This is a genomic window from Ralstonia sp. R-29 (assembly GCF_049913345.1).
GTDB lineage: Bacteria > Pseudomonadota > Gammaproteobacteria > Burkholderiales > Burkholderiaceae > Ralstonia.
On sequence record NZ_CP184377.1, the window covers coordinates 1,798,609 to 1,814,970 of the forward strand.

Below are 16,362 nucleotides of genomic sequence, written 5' to 3' on the forward strand. Positions count from 1 at the left end.
TGCAGCCAGGCGGGGTGTGTACATTCGGCATTTGCTACCATGCACCATCCCGCTTTTCTTCTGCACGCTCATCCGCCATGCCCGCATCCGTACGGGAACCCGCCGACAGCCAACCGGCTGCCGAGCCCATCTACCAAGGCCTGCTGACGGCCATCATGGAGCACCGATTGCCCGCCGGCACCAAGCTGGTCGAAGAGCGTTTGTGCGAAGCCACTGGCGCGGGCAGGCCGCGTATCCGCCAAGTCCTGGCGCGATTAGCGCATGAGCAACTGGTGACGCTTGTGCCGAACAAAGGCGCTTTCGTCGCGCAGCCCTCCGTGAAGGAAGCGCGCGACGTCTTCCAGACACGTCGCATCATCGAACCCGAACTCGCCGCCATGCTGGCGCGCGCATGTACGCCCGCCCAGGCCAAACGCCTGCGCGAACACATCGCTGCCGAACATGCTGCACGCGAGCACGGCGACCGCGCGGCCACCATCCGGCTCTCCGGCGAATACCACGTGCTGATCGCCGAGATGGCCGGCAACCACGTACTGGAGCGGCTCACGCGCGAGGCCGTCTCGCGCACGTGCCTGATCATCACGCTCTATGACCGCCCCGGTTTGCCGGCCTGCCCTGAGCACGAGCATGACACGCTCACCGAAGCCATTGCCACGGGTGATGCCGCACGCGCGCACAGCCTGATGCGCGAACACCTGGAGCACATCGAGCATTCGCTCGACCTGAGCGCAACGCCACCCTCTGCGCTGGATCTCGAATCGATCTTCAAGCGCGCCTGAATCGCTCACCTGCCGCGCCACAAAACGGCACCCATTTCCTAAGCGGCTTTGCCAACAATGTGTCCCCCAACACACTCTGGAGGAGACACCATGCAAGCCCGCACGATCACAGCCCTGGCGCTGTCGATTGCCGCATCCTGCCCGCTGGGCGCCAACGCAGATGTTGAACTCGACGGCCGCAATGTCACGCCGGAAGCCATCGCGCGTATCGCGCACGGCGAGCCGGTCCGCATCACCCCGGCTGCACGTGAACGCGTCGCTCAATCGCACAAGCTGCTGCTGGATGCCGCCCGCCAAGGCCAACAGATCTACGGCCTGACCGTCGGCGTCGGCGAAAACAAAGACCGCGAAATGGTCGACGCCAGTGGCCAACTCACGCCCGCCGTGATCGACGCCTCGCGGCGCTTCAACATTGGCCTGCTGCGCTCGCACGGCATGGGCACCGGGCCGGATGCCTCGGTAGAAGACACGCGAGCAGCTATGGCGGCACGCCTGAACGGCATGCTGGCGGGCGGCTCGGGCGTGCAGCCCAGCGTGGTCGAGACTTACGCTGCGGCGCTCAATGCGGGGGTCACGCCCGCCATGCCGGCTGCGGGTTCAGTGGGCGAGGCAGACATCACCCTGCTGGCCCACATCGGCATCGGCCTCATGGGTGAAGGCGATGTCTACTATGGCGGTCGCAAGCAGCCGGCCGCACAGGCGCTCAAAACCGCCAACATCCAGCCCATCCAACCGTTCGGCAAGGACGGCCTGTCGATCCTGAGTTCGAATGCCTATAGCGCCGGCATGGCCGCCCTGGCGTTGCACGAGATGGATCATCTCAATCGCGTGGCCAAGCAGGTCTACGCGTTGAGCCTGCAGGCGCTCAACGGCAATGTGTCGCCGTTTCTGGAAGATACGCTGGCGCTGCGCCCTTTCCCGCAGACCGTGCGCGCAGGCGCGGACTTGCGCCGCCTGCTCGACGGCTCCAGCCTGTGGGCGCATGATGCCGCGCGGCCGCTGCAAGATCCGCTCAGCTATCGCACCACCGTCTACCTGCTCGGCGAGCTTGACCGTGCCGCCGCCACGTCGCGGTCGTTGATCGACATGCAACTCAATAGCTCGGACGACAACCCCGGTGTGGCATTGGGCGTGCGGCCGAAATCCAACCGCGCGCAAGAATCGCAAGGGTATCTGGATGGCGGCGCGGTCCTCCCGTCGGCCAACTTTGAGCCCCTGCCCTGGGTGCTGGCGTTTGAAGGGATGGGCATCGCGCTTGCGCAGCACGGACTGACGGTTGCGCAACGTGTGGTGAAGCTCAACGATACGAAGTTCACGGGCCTGCCCCGCTTCCTTGGCACAGAAACCGCCGTGCAGGCTCTGGCAGAAATCGAGAAGCCCGCGACAGCACTCGCCATGGAAACCAAAGCCCTGGCAGAGCCCGTGTCGCTCGACTATCTGCCCATGGCTGGCAATATCGAAGACGTGGCCACCAACGCGCCGGCCGCCGTGCAGCGCGTGCGCAAGCAGATCGACAACACGTACGCGCTGCTCGCTATTGAGGCCGTGCAGGCTGCGCAAGCCATCGACTTGCGCCGTCGCAAAGCGCCGGGCTTCACGCTCTCCCCCGCGACGCAAGCGCTGTACGACGCGTTGCGCGCCCGCGCCCCATTCATTGACCAGGACCGCTCACTGACCGATGACTTCCGCGCCGCCAAGCTGGTCTTGCAGAACATCCAGTAATCACGCGTCCATAAAAAAACCGCGTCACTCACGGGACGCGGTTCGAGGGGGCCGGCGTGTGGTCAGTACGCCGGCTCAGGTGGTCTTGGATACCCGATGCGTCGGTAACCTCAGGCCGCCTTTTGGGCTTGCGCCTTTTCTTCGAAGAACTGTTCGTCTTCCGTCGAGCCCTTGAGCGCGGTGGTGGACGCCTCGCGCTCGATGGTTTGCGTCACAGCATCGAAGTAGCCCGTGCCGACTTCGCGCTGGTGCTTCACTGCAGTGAAACCACGCTCTGCCGCCTTGAACTCCGCCTCCTGCAACTCGACGAAGGCGCTCATCTGGTTGCGGGCATAGCCGTAAGCCAAGTTGAACATCGAGTAGTTCAGCGCGTGGAACCCCGCCAGCGTGATGAACTGGAACTTGTAGCCCATCGCACCGAGTTCCTTCTGGAACCGGGCGATCGTCACATCGTCGAGGTTCTTCTTCCAGTTGAACGACGGCGAGCAGTTGTAGGCCAGCATCTTGCCCGGGAACTTGGCGTGGATGGCCTGCGCAAACCTCTTGGCGTATTCCAGGTCCGGCTTGCCGGTTTCGCACCAGACAAGGTCGGCGTACTCGGCGTAGGCCAGGCCGCGCGAGATGGCTTGCTCCAGGCCCGGCTTCGTGCGGTAGAAACCTTCCACAGTGCGCTCACCCGTGCAGAACGGGCGGTCATTGTCGTCCACGTCAGCGGTCAACAGATCAGCGGCTTCCGCGTCGGTGCGGGCAATCAGCACGGTTGGCACACCCAGCACGTCGGCAGCCAGACGTGCGGCCACCAGCTTGCTCACGGCTTCGCGCGTGGGCACCAACACCTTGCCGCCCATATGGCCGCACTTCTTCACGGCGGCCAGCTGGTCTTCGAAGTGCACACCCGCAGCGCCCGCTTCGATCATGGCCTTCATCAGTTCAAACGCATTCAGCACGCCGCCGAAACCGGCTTCCGCATCCGCCACGATCGGGGCGAAGAAATCGATGTCGTCCTTGCCTTCCGACCATTGGATCTGGTCAGCGCGGGCGAATGTGTTGTTGATCTTCTTGACCACCTTCGGCACCGAGTCCACCGAGTACAGCGACTGGTCCGGGTACATCTCGCCGTTGCTGTTGGCATCGCCAGCCACTTGCCAGCCCGACAGGTAGATCGCCTTCAGGCCAGCCTTGACCTGCTGCATGGCCTGGTTGCCCGTCAGCGCGCCGAGGGCGTTGACGAAGGGCTCGTTGTTGATCAGGTCCCACAGCTTCTCGGCACCGCGCTTGGCGAGCGTGTGCTCGATCTGCAGCGAGCCGCGCAAGCGCACCACGTCTTCTGCGGTGTAGCCACGCTTGATGCCCTTCCAACGCGGGTTGGTGTCCCAATCCTTCTGCAGTGCTGCCACTTGCTGTTCGCATGTCATTTCAATCTCCTGCTTGATCGCATCACTCAATAGAAACCGGGTAACTCCGCCGCCGCCTTGGACCGGCAAGCGACGCGAGTCATATGTCTTATATAAGAGTTTAGAAATGACAGATGCAGCGCAACAAGGGGAACCTCGCTCAAGGCTGAAATTTTTATTCCTTATTTTTCAGTCACTTGCCTGCAGTTTTTCATGATACGGAAATAACTTCCCCATCATGAAAGAGCGTGATGGTGCTGTGCGGCGTGCAATTTTTGCGGACCAAAAAGACTTTCCGCATTATGAAAAATCGACCGCGCGCGTGGACCATGGCAACGCCGCATGCCAGGCAACACAACACATCATTTCGAAACCAGCAAGTTCAGTTTTCTTGACGCGGCGAATTTGTGAAAATACGATACTGAACCGTTCAGTTCAGTTTATTGCTGCAATTCGCCCCTGCCGAGGAAACCCCCATGCGCTCCATCTCGCCTGCTGTGCCGCCCCTTCTTGCCGCGCTGGCTGCGGCTGCCCTGCTTGCTGCCTGCGGCAAGCCGCCCGGTGGCCCGCCGCCGGCCGAAGGTACGCCAGTGATGGGCGTCATAACGGTGCAATCGCAGCGCGTGGCCCTCGATACCGAGTTGCCCGGTCGTACGGTTCCGTTCCTGATTGCCGATGTGCGGCCGCAGGTCAACGGCATCATCAAGGCGCGCAAGTTTCGCGAAGGCAGTGACGTCAAAGCAGGCGAGCCGCTCTATCAGATTGACCCCGCCACCTACCAGGCCACCTACGACAGCAACGTCGCCGCCTTGGCCAAGGCACAGGCTAACCTCAAGACCACGCGGCTGAAGGCCGAGCGCTATAAGGAGCTGGTCGCCATCCAAGCAGTCAGCCAGCAGGATTACGACGATGCCGCCGCCGCCCTGGGCCAGGGAGAAGCCGATGTGGCCTCCGCCCGCGCCAACGTGGAAACGAGCCGCATCAACCTCGCCTATGCCCGCGTCGATGCCCCGATCTCTGGCCGCATCGGCAAATCGAGCGTGACGCCAGGCGCGTTGGTGACCGCCAACCAGAGCACCGCCCTGGCGACGATCCAGCAGCTCGATCCAATCTATGTGGACGTCACGCAGCCGAGTGCTGCATTGCTCCGTCTCAAGCAAGCCATGGCGCGCGGCGACTTGCAGAAGGCTGGGGCGAATGCCGCCACCGTGCGGCTGCAATTGGAAGATGGCACCGCCTATCCGCTGGAAGGCAAGCTGGAGTTCTCGGATGTGACGGTGGATCAGAACACCGGCTCCGTCACGCTGCGTGCGGTGTTTCCCAATCCGAATGCCGTGCTGCTGCCAGGCATGTATGTGCGCGCCGTGCTGGCGGAAGGCGTGAAGGACGAAGCCGTGCTCGTGCCGCAGCAGGCCGTGGCGCGCGACAGCACCGGCAAGCCATTCGCCTACGTGGTGGGCGCGGACCACAAGCTGCAGCGCCGCACGCTCGAAACGGATCGCACGGTTGGCGACCAATGGCTCGTGCGCACCGGCCTGCGCGCGGGCGATCAGCTCGTTGTTGATGGCTTGCCGCGCGCCGTGCCGGGCGCCGAGGTCAAAACCACGCCGTGGACGACAAAGACGCCCGCGCCGTCGCCCACCAAACCGGCGACCGTGGCCGCCAACTGACCGGGATCCGACTATGGCACGCTTCTTTATCGACCGCCCCATCTTTGCGTGGGTCCTGGCCATCATCGTGATGCTGGCCGGCGCGCTGTCCATTGCCACACTGCCGATCGCGCAGTATCCGAGCATCGCGCCGCCGGCCGTCGCCATCACGGCCACGTACCCCGGGGCATCGGCCAAGACGCTGGAAGACACCGTCACCCAGATCATCGAACAGAAGATGAAGGGACTGGACCACCTGAGCTACATGGCGTCCACCAGCGAGTCTTCTGGCAGCGTCACCATTACGCTGACGTTTGAAAACGGCACGGACCCGGACACCGCGCAAGTGCAGGTGCAGAACAAGCTCGCGCTGGCCACACCTTTGCTGCCACAAGAGGTGCAGCAACAAGGCGTACAGGTTGCCAAGTCCGCCACCAACTTCTTGAACGTGCTCGCGTTCACCTCGGAAGACGGCAGCATGAACGGCTCCGACCTGTCCGACTACGTGGCGGCCAATGTGCAAGATGCCATCAGCCGCGTAGAGGGTGTTGGCGATACCACGCTGTTCGGCTCGCAGTACGCCATGCGCATCTGGCTGGACCCGAACAAGCTCTCCAACTTCAGCCTGACACCACTGGATGTGAAGACCGCCATCCAGGCGCAGAACGCACAGGTATCAGCCGGCCAGCTGGGCGCGATGCCGGCCGCCGCTGGGCAGCAGATCAACGCGACCATCACCTCGCAAACGCGCCTGAAAACCGCCGAGGAGTTCGGCAACATCCTGCTGCGCACGCAGACCGATGGCTCCCAGGTGCGCCTGCGCGACGTGGCCCGCATCGAGCTCGGCAGCGAAAACTACAACACCGTAGGCCGCTACAACGGCAAGCCCGCGGCCGGCCTGGCCATCAAGCTGGCGACCGGCGCCAACGCGCTCGACACCGTCAAGGCCATCGACGCCCGCGTGGCCGAGCTGGAACGCTTCTTCCCGCCCGGCATGAAGGTGCAGAAGCCATACGACACCACGCCGTTCGTGCGCATCTCCATTGAAGAGGTGGTGCGCACCCTGGTGGAGGCCATCGTGCTGGTGTTCCTGGTGATGTATCTGTTCCTGCAGAACTTCCGGGCCACGCTCATTCCCACCATCGCGGTGCCGGTGGTGCTGCTCGGCACGTTCGGCGTGCTGGCCGCGTGCGGCTTCACCATCAACACGCTCACCATGTTTGCCATGGTGCTGGCGATCGGCCTGCTGGTGGACGACGCCATCGTCGTGGTGGAAAACGTCGAGCGCGTGATGAGCGAAGAAGGCCTCTCGCCCAAGGAGGCCACGCGCAAATCCATGGGACAGATTACCGGTGCGCTAGTGGGCGTTGCGCTGGTGCTGGCTGCAGTGTTTGTGCCGATGGCGTTCTTCAAGGGCTCCACGGGCGTGATCTACCGCCAGTTCTCGATCACGATTGTCTCGGCGATGACGTTGTCGGTGCTGGTGGCGCTCGTGCTCACCCCCGCGCTGTGCGCGACCTTGCTCAAGCCCGTGCACAAGGGCCATGCGCAGGCCACCACCGGCTTCTTCGGCTGGTTCAACCGGACCTTCGACCGGGGCAACCACCGTTACCAGGGCATCGTGCGCCATATGCTGGGCAAGGGACGCCGCTACATGGCCATCTATGGCCTGCTGTTTGCGCTGGTGGTGGTGGGCTTCATGAAGCTGCCCGTGGGTTTTCTGCCCGATGAGGATCAGGGCACGCTGTTCGTGCTGGCCCAGTTGCCGCCAGGCGCCACCAACGCACGCACAGAAGCAGTGCTGCGCCAGGTCGAACACCACTTCCTGGTCGACCAGAAAGAGGCTGTATCGGGCGTGTTCTCGGTGGCGGGCTTCAGCTTTGCCGGCAGCGGCCAGAACATGGGCTTCGCCTTCATCAAGCTGCGCCCGTGGGATGAACGCAAGGGCGAGGCGCTCAGCGTGACCGGCGTGGTAGCCAAGGCCTTCGGCTTTTTCGGCACCCTCCGCGATGCGCGCGTGTTTGCCTTCGCGCCGCCGGCCGTGGCGGAGCTTGGCAACGCCACGGGCTTTGACCTGATGCTGCAAGACCGCGCCAACCTCGGCCATGACGCGCTCATGCAGGCACGTAACCAGTTGCTCGGCATGCTCGCCAAAGACCCACGCCTGGTGGCCGTGCGGCCCAACGGGCAGGAAGACACACCCGAGTTTCAGCTGAAGATCGACGCACACAAGGCCGAAACGCTGGGCGTGTCCATTTCCGACATCAACAACACGCTCGCTACGGCCTGGGGCAGCAGCTACGTCAACGACTTCATCGACCGGGGCCGCGTCAAGAAGGTCATGCTGCAGGCCGACACGCCATACCGCATGAACCCCGGCGACATCGACACGTGGTACGTACGCAATGCCGCTGGCAGCATGGTGCCGTTCACCGCGTTCGCCAAGGTGGACTGGAGTTCCGGCTCCCCGCGCCTTGAGCGCTACAACGGCGTGCCGTCGATGGAAATCCTCGGCATGGCCAAGCCGGGCAGTGCATCCAGCGGCGAAGCGCTGGCCATTGTGGAAGACGCCGTCGCCAAGCTGCCGGCCGGCATCGGTTATTCATGGACGGGCCTGTCGCTGCAGGAGAAGGCGTCCAGCGGTCAGACCACCCTGCTCTATACGCTGTCGATCCTCATCGTGTTCCTGTGTCTGGCCGCGCTGTACGAGAGTTGGGCGATCCCGTTCTCCGTCATCATGGTCGTGCCGCTGGGTGTGTTCGGCGCGCTGCTGGGCGCCATCCTGACCTGGAAGATGAACGACGTGTATTTCCAGGTCGGCCTGCTCACCACCATCGGCCTGGCGTGCAAGAACGCCATCCTGATCGTCGAGTTTGCCAAGGAACTCAACGAACACGGCAAGAGCCTCGTCGAGGCCGCCATGGCAGCCGTGCGCATGCGCCTGCGCCCCATTCTGATGACCTCGCTGGCGTTCATCCTCGGCGTCGTGCCGATGGTGACGGGCACGGGCGCGGGCGCCGGCGCGCAGCACGCGCTGGGTGTCGCCGTCATTGGCGGCATGGTGTCCGGCACGGTGCTCGCCATCTTCTTCGTGCCGCTGTTCTTCGTGTTGGTGCGTGGGCTGTTCGAGCGCACGCCGCGTACGCAGGCAGCCACTGCACAACCGGCAGACGCCGCCGCTTCGTGAGGATTTTCGAGATGATCCGCTTCCCGTTTTCTTCGACCCTGATCCCGCTGACAGCCATGTTGACCGGCTGCACGCTGATGCCCGCCTACGAGCGGCCCGCCGCGCCAGTGCCGGCGGCCTTTGCCGAAGTCGCCACTGCTGCGCCTCGGCCCAGCGCTGAGCCAGCCACACCCGTTCCAGCCACATCCGTTGCCGACATCGGCTGGCATGAGGTCTTCACCGATCCGCCATTGCAACGCGTGATCGACATGGCGCTGGAGAACAACCGCGACTTGCGCGTGGCCGTGCTGAACATCGAGAAGGCCCGTGCGCAGTATCGCGTGCAAGACGCCGAGCTGTTCCCGTCCATCAAGGCCAGCGGCAATGAAAGCGCCAGCCGCACGCCCGCAGACCTCTCCGGCACCGGGAAACCGCTGGTGGCACACAGCTACAGCGCCACGCTCGGCTTCAGCGCCTATGAGCTCGACCTGTTCGGCCGCGTGCGCAGCCTCAGTGCGCAGGCATTGGAGCAGTACCTCTCCACCGCCGAGGCGCGCCGCAGCAGCCAGATCAGCCTGATTGCCGAAGTGGCCACGGCGTACCTCACCCTCGCCGCAGACCAGGACCTGCTCAGGCTCGCGCAGGACACGCTCGCCAGCCAGAGCGATACCTATCGGCTGAACCAGCGCAGCTACGAACTCGGCACGGCATCGAAGCTGACGTTGCGCCAGTCGCAGACCAGCGTGGACAGCGCGCGCGTGGACGTCGAGCGCTATACCGCGCAGGTCGCGCAAGACCGCAACGCACTGGTGCTGCTGGTGGGCGCCGATCTGCCTGCCGAGTTGCTGCCCCAATCGCTACCTGACACATCGGTCGCAAACAGCAACGTGCTGGCGAACATTCCGCCCGGCCTGCCATCGGACTTGCTCCAGCGGCGGCCCGATATCCTCCAGGCCGAGCATGACCTGAAGGCCGCCAATGCCAACATCGGCGCGGCACGGGCAGCGTTCTTCCCGAGCATCAGCCTGACCGCCTCGGCCGGCACATCGAGCGCCAGCCTGGCCGGCTTGTTCAAGGGCGGCTCGGGCATATGGAGCTTCGGGCCGCAGATCTCCTTGCCGATCTTTGACGGAGGCGCCAACCGTGCCAATCTGGACATCGCCAAGACCAGCCGCGACATTGCCGTGGCGCAGTATGAGAAAGCCATCCAGACGGCGTTCCGTGAGGTCTCCGACGCGCTGGCCCAACGCAACACGCTGGGCCGTCAGCTTGAAGCGCAGCAATCGCTCGTCGATGCCACGGCCGACAGCTATGCGCTGGCCACCGCACGCTTCAAGCGGGGCGTGGACAGTTACCTGAACGTGCTCGACGCGCAGCGCTCGCTGTACACGGCGCAGCAGAATCTGATCAGTACGCGCCTGTCGCGCTTCACCAACCTGGCGACCTTCTATAAGACACTCGGTGGCGGCTGGGTGGAAAACACCGGTGCGGCCAACACGCCGGTAGGCGCCGGCGCCTGATTGGGGAGGCCGCCATCGGCGTATTTTCCGAGCGCGATGTTCACGACACCGCGCGACAGGACGTGGCCACGCGCGCGCGCTGCGTAGAACCACGTCTCCGGCAAGGCAGCACTGTTGATCACTGGCACATCAGCTGAGCAGCGCTTGCGCCATTGCGGCGTATTTCGATGGCATACACTCTCGTTTCGCCGCGCTGGTGCGGCGCCGGATCAGGAAGTCCTGCATGCGCAAGAAGACAGAAGAAAAGCGGCAAGCCATTATTGACGCCGCTTTCCGCGTGTTCGTGGAGGTCGGGTTCGACCAGGCCTCGATGTCGGACATTGCCGCCCGCTCAGGCGCGTCCAAAGCCACGCTGTACAACTACTTCAGCTCAAAGGAAGAGATGTTCGCGGAGATCATGAGTGGCACCGCCGCCAATGAGATCCGCGACGCCTTCGCACAGTTGAAGCTCTCCGCCCCCATGGTCGAGACGCTGACCGCGTTTGGTGAGCACTACCTGAATGCCATCCTGCGGCCATCGGTGCTGGCGATCCGTCGCCTCGCCATTGGCGAGGGGGAACGCTCCGATCTCGGACGCACCTTCTACGAGCGCGGCCCCAAGATCGGCTGGGGCATGCTGACGGAGTTTCTTGGCATCGCCATGGAAGCGGGCAAACTCAAACGCGGCAACCCGGAGATCGCCGCCGCGCATCTGCACGCCTTGTACGAGGCGGAATGCGTCGAGCTATGTCTGTTCGGCGTGCCAGTGGAGATCAGCCCCGCGCGGATCTCCGAAATCATCGAGCGCGCGGTGGCCGTATTCATGGCGGCGTATGGCGTGCCGCAAACCGAGGCGACTGGCGGCTAGAGCACCGTCCCGGCAGCCTGCAACTCAACACGTTGATCAGCGTGGGGCACGCGCCAACCGGTGCGCCACCCAATCCCCGCCCGTAATGACTGTCCGCCCGGCGATGTGCTGCGCGCTGACCGGATAGACGATGCATTCCACCGGCTCGCTGCCCAGCATCACGGCATGGTTTTCACGCAGAAACAGCGCATCGCCGCCGGGATAGACCTCTTCAATCTCATCCAGCACGGGAACGAGCGCGACATCGATGCGGTACACGTCCCCGCGTACGGCGGTGCCAGTCGGGTCCAGCACCAGGCCGGGATAGGCGCCGAAGTCGTACAGACGGCCATGCAGGGTGGCGGTGCCCAACAGTTCCGGTTCAGCAATGCCGCGCTTGGCCGCCGCAACGCGCAAATCGTTCGCCTCTCCGGCGCGCAACGTGCCGTAGACAAATACGTGGATGGCGTTGGCGCGGTTCATTCGAGCTCATCCTGTGAAACCAGCACGCCGTCCTCATCGGCATAGATCCACTCGCCCGACTGGATGTAGGCGCCAGGCATCTGCACGCCCACATCGCGTTGGCCGACATTCTTCTTGATGCTCTTGCGCGGGTGCACTGCCAGGGCGTGGATGCCCACATTGCATTCCGCCAGCTCGCGCGTGTCACGCACGCAGCCATTGAGCAGAATGCCCTCCCAGCCGTTCTCTTCTGCGAGCTTGCCGAGATTGCCGCCCACCAGCGCGCAACGCAGTGAACCACCCCCATCGATCACCAGCACGCGGCCTGCGCCCTGCTCTTCCAGCGTGGCGCGCACCAGGCCGTTGTCTTCAAACACCTTGATCGTCGCCGCCGGGCCGGCAAACGCGGCGCGCTTGCCAAAGCTGCGGAACACCGGCGCGAGCACACGCAGGGTTCCGTAGACGAGCTTGTCTTCGTGCATGTCGCACAAGTCGGTTACGGGGATCATCGTCATGGCAATGGGTCAGATTAGCGTTGGCGAAAGCAGGGTCAGCGGCCGGCGCGCAGCGAATCGATCGTCGCACGCGGGCTGATGACATTGGGATCGGTCTGCACTTCGATGATGCTGGCTACCGGGGCCACCAGTGCCGCCTCCACGGCAGACTGGAAACCTTCGAGCGAACGCACGGTATGCCCCTCGGCACCGTACGCACGCGCCAGCGCGGCAAAGTCCGGGTTGCGCAGCTCGGTGCCACTCACGTGGGCCGGGTATTCGCGTTCCTGATGCATGCGGATGGTGCCGTACATGCCGTTGTTGACCACGATGAAGATCACCGGCGCGTTGTACTGCATGGCCGTTGCCAGCTCCTGGCCGTTCATCAGGAAGCAGCCATCGCCGGCCATGCAGATGACGGGCGTGTCGGGGCAGACAATCTTGGCAGCCACCGCAGCCGGTGCGCCGTAACCCATCGCCCCGCTGGTCGGCGCGAGTTGCGTGCGCGAGCCAGACGCCAGCGCACCATATTGGTAAAAACGATGCAGCCACGTGGCGTAGTTGCCCGCGCCGTTGGTCAGAATGCTGTTGTGCGGCAGGCGCTCCCGCAGCCACTGCATCGCACGGGCCATGTCGATGCCCTGGCCGTTGAACGGCGGCGGCGCGATGTTGGCGAGGTAGTCGGCATGCGCGGCTTCGGTCCATGCGGACCAGCGCGGCGGCATATCCGGTGACACGCTTTCCAGTGCCTCGGCAATCGCAGGCATCGACGCTTGAATCATCAAATCGGCTTGGTAGACGCGGCCCAGTTCTTCCGCACCAGCATGCACGTGGATCAGCGTCTGCTTCGGGCGCGGCACGTCGAAGAGCGTGTAGCCGGAGGTCGTCATCTCGCCCAAGCGCGGGCCGATGGCGAGCACCACGTCGGCGTCTTTCACGCGCGCGGCCAGCTTCGGGTTGATGGCGATGCCGACATCGCCGGCGTAATTCGGGTGGCGGTTGTCGAACAGATCCTGCCGGCGGAATACGCAACCGGCCGGCAAGTTCCAGCGCTCGGCAAACGCCTGCATGCGGGCGGCAGCCTGCGGCGTCCAGCCGGAGCCGCCCAGCAGCAGCATTGGGCGCTCGGCGTTCTGCAGGAGTGTCTTCAGTTGCGCCAGATCATGCGGGCCGGGCCACGCCATCGCGCGGGGCATGGGCGGCACGTCGGCCACGGTGGCCACTTCGGTCAGCATGTCTTCGGGCAGCGCTAGCACCACCGGGCCGGGCCGGCCGGCCGTGGCGGTCTGGAACGCCCGCGCGATGTATTCGGGAATGCGCTCCACGCTGTCGATCTGCGCGACCCACTTGGCCATCTGGCCGAACATGCGGCGGTAGTCGATTTCCTGGAACGCCTCACGGTCAACAAAATCGCGGCCGACCTGGCCGATGAACAGAATCATCGGCGTGGAATCCTGGAAGGCGGTGTGCACGCCAATGCTGGCGTTGGTGGCGCCGGGCCCGCGCGTGCAGAAGACGATGCCGGGGCGGCCGGTCAGCTTGCCATAGGCATCGGCCATGGTGGCGGCACCGCCCTCTTGCCGGCAGATGATGAAGCGCGCGCGGTCACGGCGCTGGTAGAAGCCTTCGAGCACCGACAGGTAGCTCTCGCCCGGTACGCCGAAGGCGATGTCCGCACCGTGGGCGACGAGTGCATCGACGAGGATTTGTCCACCATGGCGCGGCGCCATTTCAGTGGATGTGTTGCGTGCGACTACGGTCTCCATGGCGGCTTGGTCTCGCTCTGATTCGTTGACGACACAACGGATCATAGCGGAAGGCGCGCCGGGCGCACACGCCCCCGTTGGAACTACATCTGCCGAAACAGATGCGCGTACTGCCGCGCCACGGGCAGCGTCTCCGTACGCCCGCGAATCTTCAGGCCCAGGCGGCCCAGCGACAGATGCACGGCGCTCGACACATGCGCCACGTTGACGACCGTACCGCGATGCACCTGCCAGAAATGCTCGGGGTCGAGTTGCGTCAGCAGATCACGCAGGCTGGTGCGGATGAGCGACTCGCCACCGCTGGCCACCACGTTGACGTACTTGTCGGTGGCTTCCAGATACAGCACGTCATCCACGGGGATGAAGCGCACCTCCTGCCCGACCAGCGCCTTGATGAAACGTAGATAGCTGCCCTGCGGCGTCACACGCGTTTGCGCGGCGCCTTGCAAACCCGCAAGACGCTCGACGAGTTCGGCCAGCGTCTGGGCGGGATCGGCGGCGCCGTTACCGTTCAGTCGGGTGCCGAGCCGGTCCTTCAGGCGCTTGACGGTTTCGGCCAGACGCTCGGTCTGTACGGGCTTGAGCACGTAGTCCACCGCGGCCTGCTCGAAGGCATCGAGGGCGAACTGGTCATACGCGGTCACGAACACCACGAGCGGGCGGTCTTCCCGATCCGACAGTTCACGCGCTACGTCGATGCCCGACAGCCCCGGCATGCGGATGTCGAGAAACACCACATCAGGCCCCTGCCCGGTCGCTGCATCGTCGATCACGTCGAGCGCGGATTGCCCGTCATGCACCGGCGGCAGCAGCGTGGCTTCGGGCCAGAGCGCAGACAGTTCCGCAACGAGGTTCTCAGCCAACGCCGGCTCGTCGTCGGCAATCAGCAGGCGGGGGGATGACGGCATCGATCAGGTTCCGGCAGGCGCGCGGGACGATAGCGCGGGGTTGGTAACGGGGCGGGAAAAGCGGCAGCGCCATTCGGGCGCACCGGCGGCAGTGTCGGCGTGGTCGGCCACCTCGTGCGCCAGCGGCAGCTCTACGATGACCGTGACACCGTGCGGTGCGGTTTCGCTGATGGTCAGGCGTGCGTCACCGTCAAACAGGCGTGAGAGCCGTTCGCGCACATGGGTGAGGCCCAGCCCCGAACCCGTACCGCCATCGTTGCCGAAACCGACGCCCGTATCGCGTACTTCCAAGATGAGGCGCTCGCCTTCATCGTGGGAACTCAGCCGGGCCGAGAGCGCGATCTCGCCACCTTCTCGCGCGGGTTCAATGCCGTGCACGACGGCGTTTTCCACCAGCGGCTGGATCAACATCGGCGGGATAACGAGGTTGGCAATGGCGTCATCCAGCGCCAGCGAGAACCGCAGCCGGCTACCGAAGCGCAGCGCCTGGATATCGAGATACGCGTGCAGCAGCGCGAATTCTTGCGCCACCGTGCACTGCTCAGCCCGGGCGTGCGAGAGCGATGTGCGCAGGAAACCGATCAGGTGCTGCAGCAAACGCCGCGCGCCGTTCGGGTCTTTCGCAATGAGCACGTCAACGTGGGCCAGCACGTTGAACAGAAAGTGCGGCTCGATCTGCGCCTGCAGCGCCATCAACTGCGCACGCACCACCTGCTTTTCGGCCTCTTCGCGGTCGAGCGCGTCGAGCGCGGCCTGGCGCTGCAGCGCTGCGAGCTTGCCGCGCGACCAGTAGTAATACGTCGCGCCCAGCGCCGCCAGCATGGCGATGATGAAGCTCATGCGCAGGCTGTCCGCTCGCCACGGTTCAGGGTTGACGTTGTTCAGGCACAGGATGGTGCGCGCCACCCATTGCCCGAACGGCACACCGATCAGCACGGCACCCAGCACGATCCACGGAAAGACTTTCTTGTTGGGCGGCCCGTCGCCCCACAGCACGTGTCGCGGGATATCGATCAGCGCGATCATCGACAGGCCAATCGCTTGGCTGAAGACAAAATCTTTCCAGAAGGATTCTTCCGGCCGGATGCCGAAGGCCAGCACCGCCGCGATCAGCGTATTGACGATGACGACGACGGCAAACGTCTTCCCCGCCCGCGCGGCAATGCGCAGGCAAGCGGCAAGCGAAGGAAGCGACACATTGGCGAACATGCGAGCGATCTTACCGGAGGGCTCTGCGGCGTTGAAGCTTGGGGTTTCCCGCATTACTGGCGGCCGGCCTGCTGCCGCAGACGGGCCAATTCCTGATCGACCATGCGTTGATAGCCATTGCCCATGCTCCACGCCAGGCTCAGGCCGTGCGCGGCCAGCCCCATCCCCCAGCCGAGCAACGGCCAGACAAACCAGAATTGCCCGCGCGACAGCGCAATCGCCGCCAGTACCGCGTTCACGGCCAGAAATGACAGCAGGTGGATGCGGAACCCCATGCGTGCGCCGGCGCGGTGGCGTGCTCGGCGCAGGAGCGCATCGTCGGATTCGGTGGAGTGTGCGTAGGGGATGGCGGACATGGTGCGCTCCGGTGAAACCGAGGATGTCCGCAGTATAGAAATGGCGCCTGGGCAGGCGCCATGGGGGTGCGACGAATGGTGGGATTGGCGGGATGAACAGCCGTCATTCCG

General features: G+C 64.4%; 13 protein-coding genes. 6 read left to right on the plus strand and 7 right to left on the minus strand.

What is annotated here, in order from left to right; genetic code table 11:
- Positions 1–77 precede the first annotated feature (77 nt).
- The gene (locus ACN9M1_RS08420) at positions 78–779 is read left to right on the plus strand and encodes a GntR family transcriptional regulator (RefSeq protein ID WP_426398754.1); all 702 of its coding nucleotides are present in this window, start codon (positions 78–80) and stop codon (positions 777–779) included.
- A 90-nt stretch (positions 780–869) separates the two neighbouring features.
- Positions 870–2,501 (plus strand): HAL/PAL/TAL family ammonia-lyase, encoded by a 1,632-nt coding sequence (locus ACN9M1_RS08425; RefSeq protein ID WP_426398755.1) that lies wholly within the window; start codon positions 870–872, stop codon positions 2,499–2,501.
- Between the two features lie 110 nt (positions 2,502–2,611).
- Here the strand turns inward: ACN9M1_RS08425 and aceA are convergent, their stop codons facing one another.
- On the minus strand, positions 2,612–3,916 hold the full coding sequence (gene aceA, locus ACN9M1_RS08430; protein ID WP_426398756.1) for an isocitrate lyase: 1,305 nt from the start codon (positions 3,914–3,916) through the stop codon (positions 2,612–2,614).
- A gap of 455 nt (positions 3,917–4,371) precedes the next feature.
- Between aceA and ACN9M1_RS08435 the strand changes: the two genes are divergently transcribed.
- The 4 genes from ACN9M1_RS08435 (at position 4,372) to ACN9M1_RS08450 (ending at position 11,077) form a co-directional block, all read left to right on the plus strand.
- Positions 4,372–5,565, plus strand: coding sequence for an efflux RND transporter periplasmic adaptor subunit (locus ACN9M1_RS08435; RefSeq protein WP_426398757.1), 1,194 nt, complete (start codon positions 4,372–4,374; stop codon positions 5,563–5,565).
- Positions 5,566–5,578: 13 nt separating this feature from the next.
- Entirely contained in the window at positions 5,579–8,731 is a 3,153-nt protein-coding gene (locus tag ACN9M1_RS08440; RefSeq protein WP_426398758.1) for an efflux RND transporter permease subunit, read from the plus strand.
- Between the two features lie 11 nt (positions 8,732–8,742).
- Positions 8,743–10,230, plus strand: coding sequence for an AdeC/AdeK/OprM family multidrug efflux complex outer membrane factor (adeC, locus tag ACN9M1_RS08445; RefSeq protein ID WP_426398759.1), 1,488 nt, complete (start codon positions 8,743–8,745; stop codon positions 10,228–10,230).
- 223 nt (positions 10,231–10,453) lie between these two features.
- Positions 10,454–11,077, plus strand: a complete 624-nt coding sequence (locus tag ACN9M1_RS08450; protein ID WP_426398760.1) for a TetR/AcrR family transcriptional regulator — start codon at positions 10,454–10,456, stop codon at positions 11,075–11,077.
- 36 nt (positions 11,078–11,113) lie between these two features.
- Here the strand turns inward: ACN9M1_RS08450 and ACN9M1_RS08455 are convergent, their stop codons facing one another.
- The 6 genes from ACN9M1_RS08455 to ACN9M1_RS08480 form a co-directional block, all read right to left on the minus strand.
- Positions 11,114–11,539 carry a gamma-glutamylcyclotransferase family protein gene (locus ACN9M1_RS08455; RefSeq protein WP_426398761.1) on the minus strand — a complete coding sequence of 142 codons (426 nt, stop codon included), beginning with the start codon at positions 11,537–11,539 and terminating at the stop codon, positions 11,114–11,116.
- A complete protein-coding gene (rraA, locus tag ACN9M1_RS08460; RefSeq protein WP_426398762.1) occupies positions 11,536–12,033 on the minus strand; it encodes a ribonuclease E activity regulator RraA in 498 nt (165 codons plus the stop codon). Before rraA ends, ACN9M1_RS08455 begins: the two co-directional genes overlap by 4 nt.
- A 35-nt stretch (positions 12,034–12,068) precedes the next feature.
- The gene (locus ACN9M1_RS08465; RefSeq protein WP_426398763.1) at positions 12,069–13,778 is read right to left on the minus strand and encodes a thiamine pyrophosphate-binding protein; all 1,710 of its coding nucleotides are present in this window, start codon (positions 13,776–13,778) and stop codon (positions 12,069–12,071) included.
- Between the two features lie 83 nt (positions 13,779–13,861).
- A complete protein-coding gene (locus tag ACN9M1_RS08470) occupies positions 13,862–14,686 on the minus strand; it encodes a LytR/AlgR family response regulator transcription factor (RefSeq protein ID WP_426398764.1) in 825 nt (274 codons plus the stop codon).
- Between the two features lie 3 nt (positions 14,687–14,689).
- Positions 14,690–15,949 (minus strand): sensor histidine kinase, encoded by a 1,260-nt coding sequence (locus tag ACN9M1_RS08475; protein ID WP_426398765.1) that lies wholly within the window; start codon positions 15,947–15,949, stop codon positions 14,690–14,692.
- Positions 15,949–16,251 carry a 2TM domain-containing protein gene (locus ACN9M1_RS08480; protein WP_426398766.1) on the minus strand — a complete coding sequence of 101 codons (303 nt, stop codon included), beginning with the start codon at positions 16,249–16,251 and terminating at the stop codon, positions 15,949–15,951. Before ACN9M1_RS08480 ends, ACN9M1_RS08475 begins: the two co-directional genes overlap by 1 nt.
- Positions 16,252–16,362 lie beyond the last annotated feature (111 nt).

Coding starts and splice junctions, on each gene's coding strand:
- ACN9M1_RS08440 (WP_426398758.1), top strand. CDS start 5,579: ATGGCACGCTTCTTTATCGACCGCCCCATCTTTGCGTGGGTCCTGGCC.
- ACN9M1_RS08425 (WP_426398755.1), top strand. CDS start 870: ATGCAAGCCCGCACGATCACAGCCCTGGCGCTGTCGATTGCCGCATCC.
- ACN9M1_RS08475 (WP_426398765.1), bottom strand. CDS start 15,949: ATGCGGGAAACCCCAAGCTTCAACGCCGCAGAGCCCTCCGGTAAGATC.
- adeC (WP_426398759.1), top strand. CDS start 8,743: ATGATCCGCTTCCCGTTTTCTTCGACCCTGATCCCGCTGACAGCCATG.
- ACN9M1_RS08455 (WP_426398761.1), bottom strand. CDS start 11,539: ATGAACCGCGCCAACGCCATCCACGTATTTGTCTACGGCACGTTGCGC.
- ACN9M1_RS08435 (WP_426398757.1), top strand. CDS start 4,372: ATGCGCTCCATCTCGCCTGCTGTGCCGCCCCTTCTTGCCGCGCTGGCT.
- ACN9M1_RS08465 (WP_426398763.1), bottom strand. CDS start 13,778: ATGGAGACCGTAGTCGCACGCAACACATCCACTGAAATGGCGCCGCGC.
- ACN9M1_RS08450 (WP_426398760.1), top strand. CDS start 10,454: ATGCGCAAGAAGACAGAAGAAAAGCGGCAAGCCATTATTGACGCCGCT.
- ACN9M1_RS08480 (WP_426398766.1), bottom strand. CDS start 16,251: ATGTCCGCCATCCCCTACGCACACTCCACCGAATCCGACGATGCGCTC.
- rraA (WP_426398762.1), bottom strand. CDS start 12,033: ATGACGATGATCCCCGTAACCGACTTGTGCGACATGCACGAAGACAAG.
- aceA (WP_426398756.1), bottom strand. CDS start 3,916: ATGACATGCGAACAGCAAGTGGCAGCACTGCAGAAGGATTGGGACACC.
- ACN9M1_RS08420 (WP_426398754.1), top strand. CDS start 78: ATGCCCGCATCCGTACGGGAACCCGCCGACAGCCAACCGGCTGCCGAG.
- ACN9M1_RS08470 (WP_426398764.1), bottom strand. CDS start 14,686: ATGCCGTCATCCCCCCGCCTGCTGATTGCCGACGACGAGCCGGCGTTG.